This is a genomic window from Devosia equisanguinis, assembly GCF_900631955.1.
Taxonomy (GTDB): domain Bacteria; phylum Pseudomonadota; class Alphaproteobacteria; order Rhizobiales; family Devosiaceae; genus Devosia; species Devosia equisanguinis.
Genome location: NZ_UZWD01000022.1, coordinates 1 through 17587, shown reverse-complemented (window position 1 = coordinate 17587; position 17587 = coordinate 1). Strand labels below are relative to the sequence as shown.

At 64.4% G+C, this 17587-nt stretch carries 15 protein-coding genes; 3 read left to right on the top strand and 12 right to left on the bottom strand.

Annotated features, from left to right (window positions below; translation table 11 throughout):
* Positions 1-13: 13 nt before the first annotated feature.
* Entirely contained in the window at positions 14-2245 is a 2232-nt protein-coding gene (locus tag DEVEQU_RS06895; protein ID WP_126149852.1) for a heavy metal translocating P-type ATPase, read from the bottom strand.
* Positions 2246-2312: 67 nt separating this feature from the next.
* Here DEVEQU_RS06895 and DEVEQU_RS06890 point away from each other — a divergent pair, with 67 nt between their 5' ends.
* Positions 2313-2744 (top strand): MerR family transcriptional regulator, encoded by a 432-nt coding sequence (locus tag DEVEQU_RS06890; RefSeq protein ID WP_126149851.1) that lies wholly within the window; start codon positions 2313-2315, stop codon positions 2742-2744.
* 469 nt (positions 2745-3213) lie between these two features.
* Here the strand turns inward: DEVEQU_RS06890 and DEVEQU_RS06885 are convergent, their stop codons facing one another.
* The 4 genes from DEVEQU_RS06885 to ilvA all read right to left on the bottom strand — a co-directional run bounded on the left by DEVEQU_RS06885 (position 3214) and on the right by ilvA (position 8034).
* Positions 3214-4203: a potassium channel beta subunit family protein gene (locus DEVEQU_RS06885; RefSeq protein ID WP_126149850.1), complete on the bottom strand. Its 990-nt coding sequence runs from the start codon at positions 4201-4203 to the stop codon at positions 3214-3216.
* An 85-nt stretch (positions 4204-4288) separates the two neighbouring features.
* Positions 4289-4993, bottom strand: coding sequence for a pyrimidine 5'-nucleotidase (locus DEVEQU_RS06880; RefSeq protein WP_126149849.1), 705 nt, complete (start codon positions 4991-4993; stop codon positions 4289-4291).
* A 119-nt stretch (positions 4994-5112) separates the two neighbouring features.
* Complete coding sequence (locus DEVEQU_RS06875) at positions 5113-6336, bottom strand: hypothetical protein (protein WP_126149848.1); 1224 nt, start codon at positions 6334-6336, stop codon at positions 5113-5115.
* 147 nt (positions 6337-6483) lie between these two features.
* The gene (gene ilvA, locus DEVEQU_RS06870) at positions 6484-8034 is read right to left on the bottom strand and encodes a threonine ammonia-lyase, biosynthetic (RefSeq protein ID WP_126149847.1); all 1551 of its coding nucleotides are present in this window, start codon (positions 8032-8034) and stop codon (positions 6484-6486) included.
* Between the two features lie 147 nt (positions 8035-8181).
* Here ilvA and DEVEQU_RS06865 point away from each other — a divergent pair, with 147 nt between their 5' ends.
* Together DEVEQU_RS06865 and DEVEQU_RS06860 are read left to right on the top strand one after the other, a co-directional pair.
* Positions 8182-8796 (top strand): TetR/AcrR family transcriptional regulator, encoded by a 615-nt coding sequence (locus tag DEVEQU_RS06865; RefSeq protein WP_126149846.1) that lies wholly within the window; start codon positions 8182-8184, stop codon positions 8794-8796.
* On the top strand, positions 8796-10286 hold the full coding sequence (locus tag DEVEQU_RS06860) for an MFS transporter (RefSeq protein WP_126149845.1): 1491 nt from the start codon (positions 8796-8798) through the stop codon (positions 10284-10286). The genes DEVEQU_RS06865 and DEVEQU_RS06860 overlap by 1 nt, the downstream gene beginning before the upstream one ends.
* 121 nt (positions 10287-10407) lie before the next feature.
* Here the strand turns inward: DEVEQU_RS06860 and DEVEQU_RS06855 are convergent, their stop codons facing one another.
* The 7 genes from DEVEQU_RS06855 to DEVEQU_RS06825 all read right to left on the bottom strand — a co-directional run.
* A complete protein-coding gene (locus DEVEQU_RS06855; protein ID WP_223214129.1) occupies positions 10408-11187 on the bottom strand; it encodes a sulfite exporter TauE/SafE family protein in 780 nt (259 codons plus the stop codon).
* A gap of 68 nt (positions 11188-11255) precedes the next feature.
* Complete coding sequence (gene argB, locus DEVEQU_RS06850) at positions 11256-12158, bottom strand: acetylglutamate kinase (protein WP_126149844.1); 903 nt, start codon at positions 12156-12158, stop codon at positions 11256-11258.
* A gap of 145 nt (positions 12159-12303) precedes the next feature.
* Complete coding sequence (gene tilS / locus DEVEQU_RS06845; RefSeq protein WP_126149843.1) at positions 12304-13575, bottom strand: tRNA lysidine(34) synthetase TilS; 1272 nt, start codon at positions 13573-13575, stop codon at positions 12304-12306.
* A complete protein-coding gene (gene ybgF, locus DEVEQU_RS06840) occupies positions 13560-14579 on the bottom strand; it encodes a tol-pal system protein YbgF (RefSeq protein ID WP_126149842.1) in 1020 nt (339 codons plus the stop codon). Before ybgF ends, tilS begins: the two co-directional genes overlap by 16 nt.
* Positions 14580-14743: 164 nt before the next feature.
* Positions 14744-15199, bottom strand: a complete 456-nt coding sequence (gene pal / locus DEVEQU_RS06835) for a peptidoglycan-associated lipoprotein Pal (RefSeq protein WP_126149992.1) — start codon at positions 15197-15199, stop codon at positions 14744-14746.
* A gap of 625 nt (positions 15200-15824) precedes the next feature.
* Positions 15825-16850, bottom strand: a complete 1026-nt coding sequence (locus DEVEQU_RS06830; RefSeq protein WP_126149841.1) for a peptidoglycan -binding protein — start codon at positions 16848-16850, stop codon at positions 15825-15827.
* A gap of 4 nt (positions 16851-16854) precedes the next feature.
* On the bottom strand, positions 16855-17587 hold a 733-nt coding region (locus DEVEQU_RS06825), incomplete at its 5' end, for a flagellar motor protein MotA (protein ID WP_126149840.1).

The window sequence follows — 17587 nt, the reverse complement described above, 5'->3', positions numbered from 1 at the left end:
GACCGAAACTGCATCAGGCCTGGTTGTTGCCCTTCCAGGCGAGGAGGCGCATGGCATTGGCGGTGACCAGCACGGTGGCGCCAGTATCGGCGAGGATGGCCGGCCATAGTCCGGTAACGCCGATAATGGTGGTGACGAGGAACACCGCCTTCAAGCCCAGCGCGATGGTGATGTTCTGGCCGATATTGGCCATGGTGGCGCGCGACAGACGGATCATGTTGGCGACATCTCCAACCCGCCCATGCAGCACGGCGGCATCGGCGGTTTCAAGCGCCACATCGGTGCCGCCCCCCATGGCGATGCCGATATCGGCGGCGGCGAGGGCGGGCGCGTCATTGATGCCGTCGCCGACCTTGGCCACGGTCTTGCCCGCGGCTTTGAGCTCACCGACGATGCGCTGCTTGTCCTGTGGCAGCAGCTCGGCGCGTGGGGTAATGCCGAGATCGGCAGCGATGGCCTTGGCGGTGCGGGCATTGTCGCCGGTGAGCATGATGACGTCGGCACCGAGGCGCTTGAGTTCGGCGAGGCCGGAACGGGCGTCGTCACGCGGCTCGTCGCGCATGGCGATGACCCCGGCAATGGCATTGTCAGCCAGAAGCACCGAGACGGTCTTGCCTTCGTCGTTCAAGGCCGCAATGCGCGCCGAAAGTTCAGGAGCAAGCGGCGTCGTGGCAGCGGCGGCCTTGGGCGAGCCGAGGAAGAGCGATACGCCTGCAACCGTGCCGACAATGCCCTTGCCGCCAACCGCGCCGGCGTTTTCGGCCTGTGGCGGCACGATCCCGTCGGCCTTGGCCCGGTTGAGGATGGCGAGGGCGAGCGGGTGGCTGGAGCCCGTTTCGAGCGCGGCAGACAGGGACAGGACCTCTGCCTCGGTCTTGCCGAAAGCGATGATGTCGGTGACTTTGGGCTTGCCCTCGGTCAGCGTGCCGGTCTTGTCTAGCGCCACCATGTCGATCTTGCCCAATTGTTCGAGCACCGCGCCGCCCTTCATCAACAGCCCCCGGCGTGCACCGGCCGACAGAGCGGCGGCAATGGCGGCGGGTGTTGAGATGACCAGCGCGCAGGGGCAGCCGATCAGCAGCACGGCGAGGCCCTTATAGACCCACTCGTCCCAGGGCTGGCCCGTCAGCAGCGGCGGCAGGATGGCAATGAGAGCGGCAACCACCATGACGCCGGGGGTGTAATAGCGCGAAAACCGGTCGATGAACCGCTCGGTCGGCGCCTTGGATTCCTGGGCTTCCTCGACCAGGGCAATGATGCGCGCAATGGTATTGTCGGCGGCGGCCGCAGTCACCCGGATGCGCAAAGCGCCGTCCTGGTTGATGGTGCCGGCAAAGACCGGATCGTCGGCCTGCTTGCGCTTTGGCACGGATTCGCCGGTGACCGGTGCTTCATCAACGGCGCTTTCACCCGAGGCCACCAGACCATCAGCGGGAATGCGGTCGCCGGGGCGGACCAGGACGATATCGCCCACGGCCAGTTTCTCGGCGGGCATTTCGGCGACGGTTTCGCCGCTCTCGCGCAGGGCCATGCGCGGCACGAGATTAGCCAGCGCCTTGATGCTGGCGCGGGCCCGGCCGGTGGCTACGCCTTCCAATAGTTCGCCGATCAGGAACAGCAGGACGACGATGGCCGCTTCTTCGGCGGCATTGATGAACACAGCGCCAATGGCCGCGACGGTCATCAGCGTCTCGATGGAAAAGGGGCTGCCATTGACCGCGCCCATCCAGGCGCGGCGGGCAATGGGCACGAGGCCGACCACCATGGCCAGCACGAAGGCCCATTGCTCCAGCGCTGGGAAAAACTGGCCGGCGGCAAAGGCCAGGACGACGGCCAGCGCGCTGAGCAGCGTGAGCCTGGCCTTGGTCGTCTGCCACCAGGGGCCGGATTCAAGGCTATGGTCGTGACCATGCATGCCGGCCAGGGCATCCTTGGACTTGCCGCGATTGTCCGCACCATGATCGTGCCCGTCATGGTCGTGATCATGGGGCGCGCCGGGTCCCGACATGGGGGCTGGTGCCGTGGCGGAGAGCGGCGCGGTCTTGTAGCCGAGGCTCGTCACCTTGCGGGCAATCATGTCGGCCTCGGTGTGGCGGTGGCGCACGGTCATGGCGCCGCCGACGACGGAAACAGACACATCTTCCACCCCCGGCAGGCGGCGCACGGCAATGTCGATCTTGCTGGCGCAGCTGGCGCAATCCATGCCCTCGACACGGAAACGTGTGGTTTCGATTTCTGCTGACATGGCGACTGCTCCTTGCATTTCTGGGAACAGGCCTACATTCTCTAGTGACTAGAGGAGCAAGAGCGAAATGAGCATTGGTGTCGCTATCGGCAAAGTGTCACAGGCCAGTGGGGTCAAGGTGCCCACCATCCGCTATTACGAGCAGATCGGATTGCTGCCGGTGCCGCCGCGCACCGATGGCGGGCGCCGCAGCTATGATCGCAAGGACATGGAGCGACTGACCTTCATCCGCCATTCGCGCGAGCTGGGTTTCGAGATCGACGAGATCAAGACGCTGCTGAAACTGCAGGACCAGCCCGAGCAATCCTGCGAGCGGGCCGACGGTATCGCCAGGGAACATCTGGTGGCCGTCAAGGCCAAGATCGCCAGCCTGCAGGCCCTGCAGCACGAGCTGGAGCGGATGGTGGAAGGCTGCTCCCACGGCCGGGTCGAAAGCTGCCGGGTCATCGAGATCCTCGCCGACCACGGCCAGTGCCAATATCACGGCGAGGCGGCTTAGGTTTTGGGGTCTGGTGTGGCGAGCGGTGGGCACTGGAGCATTTCAAACTGAGGTGGAGTCCGGGCTCCTTCGCCTCCCTCCCGCTTGAGGGGAGGGAATGAGGGAGGGGGTCCATCAGTGGATCGCTAAACGACCCCACCCCAACCCTCCCCCTCAAGGGGGGAGGGGGCGATGGAGCCGCATTGCCCAGAACAGGAAACACTCTATTTCACCCTCGGCCTTGAGCCGAGCGGTCTTGTTTGTGGAAATGCCGGCAAGTGTAGAGCCCTCGGGTCTTCGCCCGAGGGTGACGGCCGGTGGTGGATGACGGCCGGGTGTGGGGGGCGATCAAGCGGCAGCGTTATCGCACATGGTTGGGAGCGTGTTGCACACCCCCACCCAGCCTCCCCCTGAAGGAGGGGGAGGAGCTGCATCGTGTTCTGGGCAGATGGTGCCAAGGGCGATGGCCGTTCGGGACGGCCTCGTACTCTTAATGCCGCTGCGGAGCTGCCGGTTTGTTGGCCATGATGGTTTCGATCTGCTCGAGCACTTCTGGGGTCAGCTTGTCCTTGTGCTCGAGGGCGGCGAGGTTGTCCTTGAGCTGGTCGAGCTTGGAGGCGCCGAGGATCACCGTCGAGACATGGGGATTGCGCAGGCACCAGAGCAAAGCCAGGTGGGTGATCGAGATGCCGATATCGCCGGCAAGGGTGGCCAGCTGGCGGATCTTGTCGAGCTTGGCCTTGCCGGCTTCGTTGGTCCACTGGTCGCGCAGCCATTCATAGCCGGGCAGGCTGAGGCGGCTGTCGGCGGGGATGCCGTCATTATATTTGCCGGTCAAGAGGCCCGAGGCCAGCGGCGACCAGATGGTGGTGCCCAGGCCGAGCAGTTCATAGACCGGCAAATAATCGGCCTCGACCTTTTCGCGCACGAACAGATTGTATTGCGGCTGTTCCATGGTGGGCGGGGTGAGGTGATTGGCGCGGGCCACGCCCCAGGCCTCGGTCAACTGCCGCGCGTTCCATTCGGACGTGCCCCAATAGAGGATCTTGCCCTGGGTCACGAGGTTATGCATGGCCCAGACGGTTTCCTCGATCGGGGTATCGACGTCGGGGCGATGGCAGAAATAGAGATCGAGATAATCGACCTGCAAACGCTTCAGCGCTGCATGCGCCGCCTCGGTCACATGCTTGCGGCTGAGACCCTTCTGCGTCGGCCTGGAGCCGCCCCAAAAGACTTTCGAGGACACCGAATAGGTGTCGCGGCCCCAGCCGAGCTTCTTAAGCGCTTCGCCCATCAGCACTTCGGACTCGCCGGCTTCATAGCCCTCGGCATTGTCAAAGAAATTGATGCCGGCGTCATAAGCGTGGCGCATCAGCGCAATGGCGTCCGACTGGTCCACCTGCTTGGAGAAGGTGACCCAGCTGCCGAGCGAGACTTCGCTGACCTTGAGGCCGGATTTGCCCAGGCGACGATATTCCATGTTTGGGATTCCCGTAATGCATGGCGGCAGGGCCGCAGGAGAATGGAGCCGACCCGGGGCAGGCCCGTAAGCTAAAGGCGCGGGGTTAGGGAAGGTTGCGGAGGAAGCCGGCGAGGTCGCCGGTGATGTGATGCACATGCGGACCGGTGGTGCGGCCCAGCTCCCAGGCGTCGACCTGATCATGGCTATAGTCGTCGGCGGCGACCACCTGCACGGTGGCCATGCCGATTTCGTGCGGCACGACGAGGTTCTTTTCCAGGTCGTCGAACATGATGGCGCGGGCGGGATCGATGCCCTGGCGGGCGAGGAAGCCATCATAGGCCTGGCGGTGCGGCTTGGGCACATAGGTCATGGCGCGGATGTCGTAGACATCCTCGAACAGGTTATCGCCGCCCAGTCGCGACAGCACGGCGCGGGCATGGCCGGTATCGCCATTGGTGAGGATGAACTTGCGGCCGGGAAGGTCGCGGATGGCAGCCACCAACTCGGGATGAGCTGTCACCGGGCTATAGTCGATGGCGTGCACGGTGTTGAGGAAATGGTCGGGATCGATGCGATGGCGGGTCATCAGCCCGTTCAGTGTGGTGCCGAAATCCCGATAGTATTCCTTCTGCAGGGTCCGCGCGGCGTCGAATTCGAGCTGCGTCACATCCATGACATAGCGGGTGATGCGCACATCGATCTGCGCGAAGAGATTGCATTCGCGCGGATAGAGGGTGTTGTCGAGGTCAAACACCCAGTCGGTGACGTGGTCGAGATTTTTCGGCGGGATCGAAGCAGGAAGGGTCATGGCGGCAGTATCGCAGAAAAGCGTTGATGCTTCATCCCACCTTTTGGGGACAGTTCCTGGCGGGAGATAGGCAGGCATAAAAAAGGCCCCTCCGGAGAGGGGCCTTTCGGGCGTTCGGATTACTGGTTGGCGGTAACGGCCAGGCCGATGGCCGAGATGAGACCGGCCGGGTTGGAGGCGGCGGCAGTGAGGACCAGTAGGCTGGTCGGCTGCGGCGGCTTGACCGAGATTTCAAGGCTCTGCGGATCGTCGAGGAAGGCGGAGACCGGCGGCACGACCAGATCGGTCAGCGCCGGAATGCCGCTTTGAGCGACGATCCCCGGCAGGGTGGCCTTGAGGCCTTCGACGAAGGCAGCACGGTCGGTGCCGGACTGGGCGGCGAACACATCCAGCAGCTTGCCGGCGAGCGAAGCGTCGTCATAGCGGATCGAGGCGCTGGAGATGGACAGGGCCTGGAGCAGTTCCATGCCGACCATCATCTGCTTGGCCTGGGCTTCTTCGCTGGTTGCCTCGAGGCCTTCGCCCTGCATGGCGTAGATCTTGTCGAGGATGGCCGGGGTGAAGCCGAGCACGTCGAGCTTGAAGTCGATGGCGCCGGCATCGGCGAGGTCGAGCTTGGACTCTTCGAGCACGAGGTGACCATCGCCCATCGACCAGGTCATGGTCTGGTTGAAGTCGCCATTGATTTCGGTGAGGCCGAGGGCTTCGATCATGGCACCGGCGTCGGGCTCTTCGTCCTTGACGGTGGACAGATCGGCCCAGAGGCCGGCAATCGAGGTGGTGGTGACGAGGCTTTCCAGCGCGCCGGCAGCGTCATGGGTGAACTCGGAGGTCATGTCCATGCTGTCGATGGAGATGACTTCGGCGCCATCGCGGGTCACCGACAGCGGGCCGGTGGCCACGACGCCGGCCGTCTGCATCAGCGCGGCAGAACCGGTGACGCCTTCGGGCGGCAGCACGATGTTCTCGACGCGGATATCGGTGAGGGACAGGTGGCCGACCGGGTCGGCGGAGAAATCGGTGTCGATGTCGGGAATGGTCAGGCTGTCGGCAGTGAAGCCGCCATCTTCGGTCTCGGCAACGCCGGAGAAGGTGAGGGTGGTGTCGAACTTCATCGGCTCGTCGCCCAGCCCGACAATGCCCAGGGTGCCGCCATCGACGGTGATGGTGTCGCCATCAAGGGTAGCGGGGCCGAAGCTGAAGTCGTAGCCCATGACCTTGTAGACGGTCTCGATGCGGTTGACGAAGGTCTCGGCATCCAGAGCCATGGCGGGCTGCAGCAGGGCCAGGGTCGCGAGCCCGCTGGCAAGCATCAGGCTGGTGGTCTTGGACAGGCTCATCATCGTGTTTTTATCCCTCGGATATGGTTCAAGAATTGCGCGCCCGATGCACCCCGGCTCGCGCGTTGAAAGCAGCAGATCGCCCCTTGCCCGTTCAATTGCAATGGCTTGTGGGCGGAAATACGTCAGCCGATGTAGTTGCGGTATATTTCAGGTTGATGTCGAACCCGGTTTTGGGGTGGTCTCGTTGATATCGAGAAACTGTCGATAGGCCGGGTTTTCGGTTTCGTCCCAGTACGGGAAGCCGATGGCGTCGATATGGGCGAAGAAGTCGGCGCGCGTTTCTGGCGGAACTTCGATGCCGACCAGAACCCGGCCATAATCGGCGCCGTGATTGCGGTAGTGGAACAGGGAGATGTTCCAGGCGTCGTTGAGCCCCTCGAGGAATTTGAGCAGGGCCCCGGGCCGCTCGGGGAACTGGAAGCGGAACACCATTTCATCGGCAAGGCCGGCGACGCGGCCGCCCACCATGTGGCGGACATGGAGTTTTGCCACCTCATTGTCGGTCATGTCGGTGACGGCGAGCCCCGCGCGCTCGAGCAGGTCGATGATTTCGCGCTTTTCCGCATCGCCACCGGCCAGCTTGATGCCGACGAAAATGCGGGCCGAACTGCCCTGGGCATAGCGGTAGTTGAATTCGGTGATGGCACGCTGGCCGACGAGGCGGATGAAGGCGCGGTAGGAGCCGGGGCGCTCGGGAATGGTGACGGCGAGCAGGGCCTCGGCGCGTTCGCCGATCTCGGCCCGCTCGGCGACATAGCGCAGGCGGTCGAAATTGACATTGGCGCCCGAATTGATGGCGATAAGCGCGCCCTGGGGCGCATTGCCGTTCTCGACATCGCGACGCAGCCCGGCCAGAGCCAGGGCGCCGGCCGGTTCGGTGATGGCGCGGTGATCGTCAAAAATGTCCTTGATGGCGGCGCAGATTTCGTCGGCACTGACGGTGACGATGTCGTCGAGCAGGTCGCGGCAGAGGCGGAAGGTCTCGTCCCCCACCTGGCGCACGGCGACGCCGTCAGCGAAGAGGCCCACCTGGTCGAGCGCCACGGGATGGCCGGCGGCAATGGCGGCCTTCATACTGGCCGCTTCCTCCGGCTCGACGCCGATGACGCGGATTTCCGGGCGCAGGAATTTGACGAAGCTGGCAATTCCCGCGGCAAGGCCGCCGCCGCCGACCGGCACATAGATGGCGCCGATGGGGCCGGGATGCTGGCGCAGCAATTCGAGCCCGATCGTGCCCTGACCGGCAATCACGTCGGGATCATCGAAAGGGTGGACGAAGACATAACCATGCCGTTCGGCAAGGCCCGACGCATGGGCGCGGGCGGCGTCGAAGCCGTCGCCGAACAAGACGACCTCGCCGCCGAGGCGGCACACGGCATTGACCTTAATGGCGGGCGTGGTGGTGGGCATGACCACCACGGCGCGGATACCCAGCCGCGTGGCAGAGAGGGCGACGCCCTGAGCGTGATTGCCGGCCGAGGCGCAGATGACGCCGCGGGCGCGCTCCTCGGCGGTGAGGTGGGCGATGCGGTTATGGGCGCCGCGAATCTTGAAGGAAAAGACCGGCTGCATGTCCTCGCGCTTGACCAGCACACCGCGCCCGAGGCGGGCGGAGAGCAATTCCATGGGCTCGAGCGGGGTCTGCTCGGCAACCTCATAGACGGAAGAGGTCAGGATCTTGCGGACATAATCGGTCATGGTGCGCTCCACAAACAACTGCGGTGATGGACGCCTGCTGACAGCAAATGTCAACCGCGCGTGGCACGCCATCGATAGATGGGATTGTCGCAAAAGTTCATCAATCAAGTGATTGATTAATTCCTGTGACAGGCGTATTGGGGCGCCATGGAACAGGATAGTCAAAAACGCGAAAGCACCGATGACAGGCGCGCCGCCATTGCCGCGGCAGCGCGCGACCTGATTGTCGAGAAAGGGCTCGAAGGCCTGCGCACGCGAGACATCGCGGCCCGCGTCGGCATCAATATCGCGACCCTGCATTACCATGTGCCGAGCAAGGAAGCGCTGATTGCGCTGGTCGCGCAGAGCATCAAGGACGAATTTCGCGCCCAGGGTCTCGCACGATCCCGGCAGGGAAAGAACGGCATCGAAATGCTGCATATGGAATTCGAAGACGCCCTCGAATCCCAGGAGGAGGCGCCCGAGCGTATCGCGGTCATGGCCGAACTGGTCGAGCGCGCCCGCCGCGACCCGGCAATCGCCGCCATCATGCTGCCGATGCGCGCCCATTGGCACGGCTTGCTGGCCGCGATGTTTCAGCAGGGCGCCGCCGACGGCACGCTTCGTGCTGACATCGACCCCGACGCGGCGGCCCATATCTTTATCGGCATGATTGCCGGCACCCGCAGCATCAAGACCAATCGCGACCACATGATCGCGGTTTTCGCAGAATTCGAGCGCGCTTTTGCCGCTCGCCCCCACACCGTCCCCGAGGTCAACTAATGTCTTCCCCCTATGCCGCAGCAGCGGCTACGCCGCCCGATCCGCGTCGCTGGCTGTCGCTGGTGATCCTTTTGATCGCCAATTTCATGAATCTGATCGACGTCACCATCGTCAATGTGGCGCTGCCCTCGATGCGGGAAAATCTCGGCGCCACCGACAACCAGATCGAATGGGTCGTGGCCGCCTATGTGCTGGCCTTCGCGCTGGGTCTTTTGCCTTTCGGCCGGCTCGGCGACATTGTCGGTCGCACCAAGATGTTCCTCTGGGGCGTTGCCGCCTTCACCGCCGCCTCGGCGCTTTGCGGCCTGGCGCATAATATCGAAATGCTGATCTTTGCCCGCGTCCTGCAGGGCATTGGCGGCGCGATGATGACGCCGCAGGTCCTGGCCATCGCCACGGTGACATTCCCGCCGCATGAGCGCGGTCAGGCCTTTTCGCTGTTCGGGCTTTCCGCCGGCCTTGCCTCGGTCTGCGGGCCGATCCTGGGCGGGCTGCTGATCGATGCGCAGCTGTTCGGGCTCGACTGGCAGCCCATCTTCCTCGTCAACATTCCCATCGGTATTGGTGCCATTATCGCCGGCTGGATGCTGATCCCCCGCCTGCCGGGTCATGCCGAGCTCAAGAACGACTATGTCGGCATTGCTCTGTTCGGCCTCGGCATCGTGGCGGTGGTGTTTCCCATTGTCGAGGGCCGCGCCTATGGCTGGCCGGTCTGGGCTTTCGGCATGATCGGTGCCGGCCTGGTGCTGTTGGGGCTGTTCTATATCTGGCAGGGCAAGCGCGCCGCCGCCGGGCAGCCGCAATTGCTCAACTATGACCTGTTGCGCAACAAGGACTATATGTTCGGCGCCTTCGTGGTGACGGTGTTTGCCTCGGGCATTCCGGGCATGTTCATGGTGATTTCGCTGTTGCTGCAGTCCGGCTTCGGCTTCTCGCCCCTGCAGTCTGGCCTGACCAATACGCCGTTCTCGGTGGGCGTGCTGATCGCCTCGGCCATTGCCGGCCGGTTCGGTGCACGTTACCTGCGGGCCCGGCTGGCTGCGGCCGGGGCGCTCCTGGCCGGTGGTATCGGCTGGCTGCATTTCATCATTGCCGGCGTCACAACCTCCATCGACAGCTGGACCTTCCTGCCGCCGCTGTTGATCGCGGGCATCGGGCTGGGTCTGGGCTTCTCCTCGCTGTTCCAACTGGTGTTGCGCAATGTGCCGCCGCGCGATGCCGGTGCCGGTTCGGGGGCTCTGCAGGCCTTCCAGCAGGTCGGTGGGGCGCTCGGTATCGCGCTGGTCGGCGAAATCTTCTTCACCCATCTCGCCGGCAGCTTTGCCAGCGGCGCGACGCCCAATATCGCCTTCGCCGAAGCTGCGGCCCTGGCGCTGTGGTATCAGGTGGTGGCGTTCGGCATCGTCCTGGCCATGGCCTTCGTGTTCAAGAAGTCGCCTTCCGGCCCCGCCGCTGCCCAAGCGCAGCATGCCACGGTGGTGGAGGTGTAGCGCGCTGCAGACCCCCTCCCAGCCTCCCCCTGAAGAAGGGGGAGGAGCCGCATCGCGCCTATTGGTACGCTGTTCCAAGCCGCGTCAAACACGTTTGAAGGCCGCCCTCGGGCGGCCTTTTTCATGCGCTCAACAATTGCCAGGTCTGGAAACAGGCCAGCGACACCACGAGCCCGCCGACCAGCATCATCAGGCGCTGGGGAGGGATGATGCGCACGACAAAGCCCGCAAGTGGCGCGGCGAGGACGCCGCCGACGACAAGGCCCGCCACCGACCAGATATAGCGGTCGATGCCCTCGGCCTCTTCCCAATGGCCGGTGAGCAGGGCGGTGATAAAGGCCACCGAGACGGCGGTGGTGACGAAGAATTCGACGGTATTGACCGTGCCCACGACATAGCGCGGGGCGCCGCCCGAGCCGATCAGGCTGGAAGTGACGATGGGACCCCAGCCGCCACCGCCGGCCGCGTCGACGAAACCGCCGGCGACCCCCAGGGGCAGCACCATGCCGGTCTTGGGCTCCTTGAAGGCGGCGCGGATGCGGAAGGCGCGATAGAGAATATAGATGCCCAAGAGGCCGAGATAGACGGTGACGAAGGGGCGTAGCACGGCGCCGTCAATGGCGGTGAGCACATAGGTGCCCAGAATGCCGCCCAGCACGCCGGCCGGGGCGAGGCGCCAGAACAGGCGCCAGTTCACATTGCGCTGGCTGACATGGGAGGTGGCGGAGGCCGCGGTGGTGAACATTTCGGCGGCGTGGACGCTGGCGGAAGCCGCGGCCGGGGAGACACCGAAGGAAAGCAGCATGGTGGAGCTGACGACGCCATAGGCCATGCCCAAAGCGCCATCGACGATCTGGGCGAAAAAACCGATCGCCGCAAAAATGAAAAACTCTGTTCCCAAGCGGTTCCCTGCCCCCGTGCGGCACCGTTGCCAATAGTAGACAAAGCGCCCGAAGGCGCTTTGTTCCGTCAGCGGACGATCAGCGTGCCGGCGCCGAACTCGGTGAAAAGTTCGACGAGAACCACGTGTGGCTGCTTGCCGTTGAGGATGACCACGCCCTCGACGCCATTGTCGAGCGCTTCGAGGCAGGTCTCGACCTTGGGGATCATGCCGCCCGAAATGGTGCCGTCGGCGATCAGCTGCTTGGCTTCGCGTACGCTCAATTCGGGGATCAGCTTGCCGTCCTTGTCGAGCACGCCGGGCACGTCGGTGAGGAACAGCAGGCGCTTGGCGCCGAGCGAGCCGGCAATGGCGCCGGCAAAGGTATCGGCATTGATATTGTAGGTATTGCCGTCGCGGCCGGGGGCCACCGGGGCAATGACCGGGATCATTTCCGAACGGGCCAAGAGGTCGAGCAGGGTGCGGTCGACTTCGACCGGTTCGCCGACAAAGCCGAGATCGAGCACGCGCTCGATATTGGAGGTGGGGTCCTTGACGGTCTTTTCGGCCTTCTTGGCAAAGACCATGTTGCCGTCCTTGCCGCACAGGCCAATGGCCCACTCGCCCTCGGCATTGATCAGGGCGACGATTTCCTTGTTGATGGAGCCGGCCAGCACCATCTCGACCACTTCCATGGTCCGGGCATCGGTGACGCGCAGTCCGCCTTCAAACTTGGATTCGATGCCGAGATTCTTCAGCATGGAGGCGATCTGGGGTCCGCCGCCATGGACCACGATCGGATTGACCTTGGACTGCTTGAGCAAGGCGATGTCACGGGCAAAGGCCTGGCCGAGCTTGAGATCGCCCATGGCATGGCCACCATACTTGACCACGACGGTCTTGCCCTCATAGCGCTGCATATAGGGCAGGGCCTGGGCGAGGATGCCAGCGTCGTGGCTGAACCGTTCGGTAGCGGAGGCGTCGGTCGACATGAGTGGGGTGGCTCCCTGGCAAGGCCTGCAATCGGGCTAAGGGTCTAGTCGATTTTCACCAGCGATGAAATCGTCTTTGCCGACATTTTCAAGGCGGGGGCGGATTTGTCCGCAGAGTTGTTGGATAGGGGCGTCGCCGAGCGTCTCAGTCGATCAGCAGTTCCACTTTTACCCGCTCATCGAAGGACCAGCCGCCCAGCGCCAGCAATTGCCCGGCGCTGTCGTGGACGATGGGGGCGGTGCGGATGGCTTCGGCGGGGCTGGTGACCTTGAAGCCGAGCAAGGCCTCGAGGCGATGACGGGGCAGGAAATCGGTGGGTCCGGCCTGAATGCCGGCTTCGCCGGAGAGATTAGAAATCAGGAAGCGCTGGTCCCAGACCAGATCGGCGCCGGGGAGCAGGGTCTGGGCTTCGGGCAGCATGCGACCGGGTTCGCGCGAGATCACGAGGCTCTCGGCGCGCGGGCGAATGACAGCGCCGAGCAGGGTCAGCGGCTTGCTGATGCCACCCAGGATCTGCTCATGCAGGCGCTCGACCTGCCCGAGTGCGCGCGGCTTCTGGCGGCCGCCGACGATGTTGAGCACCCGGGAGAGCACCCGCTGGGCAATGGCGGGACTGAGCTCGGTCAAGGCGGCGCGGGGCAGGCTGGCAGCGCCAAAGCCATCGAGGCGAACCAGTTCGTCGAAGGCGGCGTCGGCCATCTGGGTGAGGGCCGCATCGGCCTCGGCCATGCGGGTGGCGAAACGGGAGAGGGTGGCGGCGTCGAGGCCCTCGGCGGCAAGCGTGGGCAGCAGTTGGCGCCAACGCACCCGCTCATAGGCCGGATCGGTATTGGAGGGATCGGCGGCGGGGATGAGCCCGGCCTCGGCGACCAGCGCGGCCAGCGAAGCCGGGTCGCAATCGAGCAGCGGGCGGAAGAGGGGGACGCCCTCGACGCGGGACAACGGCGACATGGCTTTGAGCCCTTCGAGGCCGCTGCCATGGGCGAGCCGCATCAACACGGTTTCGGCCTGGTCGGCGCGATGGTGGGCGGTCAGCAGCAGGGTGGCGCCATCCTCGGCCATGGCACCCCCGATCAGGCCGTAGCGCGCCTGGCGGGCGGCTTCCTGCAGGCCGGTTTCGGGCTTTATATCGTCCCAGACCAGGCCGCGAGCGGCAAGGCCAAGATTGTCCGCCGCGGCCAGCACCATGGCCACCTCGTCGGCGGCTTCGGGGCGCAAGGCGTGGTCGAGGCTATAGACGATGAGCTTTGGGGGCTCGGCAAGCGTTGCGGCCCAGCGATGGGCCAGGAGCATCAGCGCCAGGCTATCGGCACCGCCGGACACGGCCAGGCCGATGATCTTGTGGTCGCGTGCCGGCGCGAACAGGCGCGCCAGCACATCCGGATCGCCCAGATCGGGCGTCAGGCCGGTGGACATTCGGCCCGCGCCATTTCTTCGGAAACGCGTGTCTTGAAGGCTGGCGCGGTATCCGGATAGCGCAGGTTGACCTCGGTCAGGGTGCGGCAGGCGGTTTCCCGCTCGCCGGCGCCAGAAAGAGAGACACCGATCTTGAGCAGGAGGTCCGGGGCCCGTGGGCTGTCCGGGGCCTTCTGATAGGCATCGAGCAGCACTTCGGCCGCCTGATCGTAGGCGCCGCGCACCAGCAGCGCCTCGCCCAGCCAATTGGCCGCATCGGTGACCTGCGGGTGGTTGGGATAGAGCGCGAGGAACTGGCTGAACTGGTCCTCAGCAAAGGCATAGTCGCCCTCGACAATTGCCTGATAGCCGGCGGCGAACTGCGCATCGGCATCGGCATTGCCGCTATCGACGGCGCGCGGATCGTAGCTGAGGTTCAGCGGCTGGCCGGTGACGAGGTCGACGCTGCCACCCTGGCCGGTGCCGACCAGCGGATCGGCCGATTCGCCGACGGAGCCGTCGTCAAAGGTCGGATCGAACTCCTGCTCACCCGGCAGGGGCTGCACGCCCTGTTCGGGAATGATGGTGGGTGAGGGAGCAGCATCGGTGGGAACGGTAGTTACGCCGGGGCTCTGCGGCAACGCCTCGGGCTGCGTCACGCCGCCCGGTTGGGTTGCCGCCTCAGTTTTTCCCCCGGCACCGCCTTCCAATGCCTGGAAGCGGAACTCGGCATCTTCCTGAAAGCGGGTGAGGATTTCCTGCATCTGGGTGATCTGGAAGGTCAGGCCTTCGACCTGGCCATTGAGCAGGCGGATCTGCTCTTCCAGTTGCTGGATGCGCACCATGAGCTGGGCCTGGTCGGCCTGGGCCACGAGCACGCGGCCGCCATTGGTGAAGCTCAGGCCCGCCAGCTCGGCAGGGGGTAGCGTGGTCTGGGCCATGGTGGCGGGGACGGGGGCAACAAGCCCGACGCCCAGCGCACAAAGCGCCGCCCGGCCGAATTTGGACAGTCTGCTGAGGGTCAAGCCAGTCTCCCGATCGAAAATCTCTCGTCTAGATGGGTGCTATGGGCCCGTTGATAAAGGCCAAATTTGGTCAAAACAAAACGCCCGGGCCAGAATATCCGGCGCCGGGCGTCCTTGCCTCCAGTTTTCACTGGATTTTCAACGCCCCGAAGGGCGCGTGTCTTTTACTGGACCACGGTCACGGCGCGGCGGTTCTGGCTCCAGCAGGAGATGTCGTTACAGATGGCGACCGGGCGTTCCTTGCCGAAGGACTGGCTGGTGATGCGCTGGCCATTGACGCCGCGCGACACGAGATAATTCACGACGACCGAGGCACGGCGGGCGCCGAGCGCGATATTGTATTCGCGGGTGCCGCGTTCGTCGGCATGGCCTTCGATGAGGATGCGATAGTTCTGGTACTGGTTCAGCCACGCGGCCTGCTTGTCGAGCGTGGCCTGGGCTTCTGCGGTCAGCGAGCTGGAATCGGTGGTGAAGAAGACGCGGTCGCCGACAGTGACGAGAAATTCCTGCTGGCTGCCGGGGGCACCGCCACCGGGACCGACATTGCCGACGCCGGTGAGGCCGACATTGTCATTGGCGCTGCGCGAACAGGCGGCAACGACGACGACGAAAAGCAGCATCGCGGCAGCGCGCAACGCGGTAGAAATGGGTGCGGGGATGGCCACGGGAGGCTCCTGAATAGGCAACAATCTTAAGCACGGCATTTACCGCGCTTATTCTTAAAACCGGGTTTGCCGGTTTGGTTAATCAATGCCTATTCCGGCGCGAATGTGGCGGGAATCTAGGCTTTTTCGTGACGTTGCTGTGATGCAACAGCAGTTTGACGCGATCACGTTAAGGTTAAGCGGGGTGGTGTCGGCAGGCGGCAGAACGCCGGTGCGCGGGGTTCACCCCCTCCCGGCCTCCCCCTGAAGGAGGGGGAGGAGCAGGACAGTGGCGCGTGACCGGTGAGGTTGAGCGCGATGTGTTTCTTCTCTCCTGTAGGCAGGTATCGCCTATAGGTTTAAGCGTGCTGCGCACCCCCTCCCAGCCTCCCCCTGAAGAAGGGGGAGGAGTGGGGCGGTGGCTAGTGGAGATCGAGTTTGAACACGATCAGTTCCTCCCCCTTCTACAGGGGGAGGTTAGGTGGGGGTATGCGGGATCAAAGTTAACCGGGGTTTCGCCACCGGCCGTTCGCGGGGCTCACGGCGTGATTTCCTAAAAACGCTCCACCGGAGCGTTTTTACCCGCGAAGCGGGTCGGAAATCACCCCTCCGTAAGCTTGAATTCTATGCGGCGGTTGCGGCGGTAGGCTTCGTCGGTGTCGGCGGGGTCGAGGGGGGCGAATTCGCCGAAGCCGGCGGCGACGAGGCGGGCCGGGGCGACGCCCTTGGAGACCAGATATTGCGCCACCGAGATGGCGCGGGCCGCCGACAGCTCCCAGTTGGAGGGGAAGCGGGCATTGGAAATCGGACGCTTGTCGGTATGGCCGTCGATGCGCAGCACCCAGTTGATATCGGGCGGAATCTCCTGCTCCAACTGCAGGATGGCGTCGGCCAGAGCATCGAGTTCGGGGAAACCGGCAGCCGAGACATTGGCCTGGCCGGCATCGAACAGCACTTCGGACTGGAAGACGAAGCGATCGCCAACCACCCGCACATCGGCACGGGTTTCCAGAATCTGGCGCAAACGACCGAAGAAGTCGGAGCGATAGCGCGACAGGTCCTGCACGCGCTGGGCCAAGGCCAGGTTGAGCCGACGTCCAAGATCGGCGATCTGGGTGCGGCTCTCGGTGTCCCTAGCCTCGGAGGCTTCGAGGGCGGATTCGAGTGCTGCGATCTGGGTGCGCAGAGCGGCCAACTGCTGATTGAGCAATACCACCTGTGCATTGGCCTCGTCTGAGAGGCGCTCGGCGTCGATCAGGTCCTGCTGCAGCCCGGCAATGGTGCTGTCGCGATCGCCCAAGCCGGCACCGATGCCCGAGAGCTGGGTGGTGAGCGAGGCATTCTCCGCCTCGGCGCCGGCGAGTGTCGCTGTCAGGGTAGCCAACTGGCTGGTCAGGTCGTCGGAATTGGCGCGCTCGAGCTGCAGCAATTCGGTCAGTTCGGCGATCTGGCTGTTGAGGCGAGCCAGAGCGGTGTCGCGGCCCTGGATCTCCTGGCCGAGAAAGAACTGCGTCAGCATGAACAGGCTGAGCATGAAGATGATGACGAGCAGCAGGCTCGACAGGGCATCGACGAAACCCGGCCAGTAATTGGCTTCCTGTCGGCGGCGGGACCGGGGGAGGGCCATGCGGCTAGTCCCGACGCTCGTTGTCGGGTTCGTTGAGCATGGCCTCGATCAGATCGCGCAGGCGCTTATTGGTCTCGCCCTGTTCATTGATATATTTGCGCAGATCGTCCTGTTCGGTGCGGATGTGCTTGACCAGGCCATCAATGCCGCGCGCCAGCTCGGCCATGGCGCGGATTGCGTTCTGGGAAGCATTCTGGTTCTGCATATTGGCGCCCAGCCGCTCGATGGCCGCCTGCATGTCGGCGCCGCCACCCGCCATGGAATTGGCCTGCATGGCGGTCACCGGATGGTCGAGCTCGGTCATCGAGGTCATCCAGTCCTCAAGATCGGTATAGAAGGCGTTCTGGGCCTGGCTGGTCTGCAGGTCGAGAAAGCCCAGCACCAGCGAACCGGCAAGGCCGAACAGCGAGGACGAGAAGGCGGTGCCCATGCCGCCGAGCGGGGCGGCGAGGCCTTCCTTGAGATTGCCGAACAGCGCGGCACTGTCGGCGGAGGTGACGTCGAGGGCGTTGATGACGCCGGCCACCGAGCTCACGGTCTCGAGCAGGCCGTAGAAAGTGCCCATCAGGCCCAGAAACACCAGGAGGCCGGTGAGATAGCGCGAGGTGTCCTTGGCTTCATCGAGCCGGTTGCCGACGGAATCGAGAATGGAGCGCATGGAGGAGGGCGTGATGATTGCCTCCCCGATCCGTTCGCGCAGCAGGCCGGCAACCGGGGCCAGCAAGACGGGCGGGCGG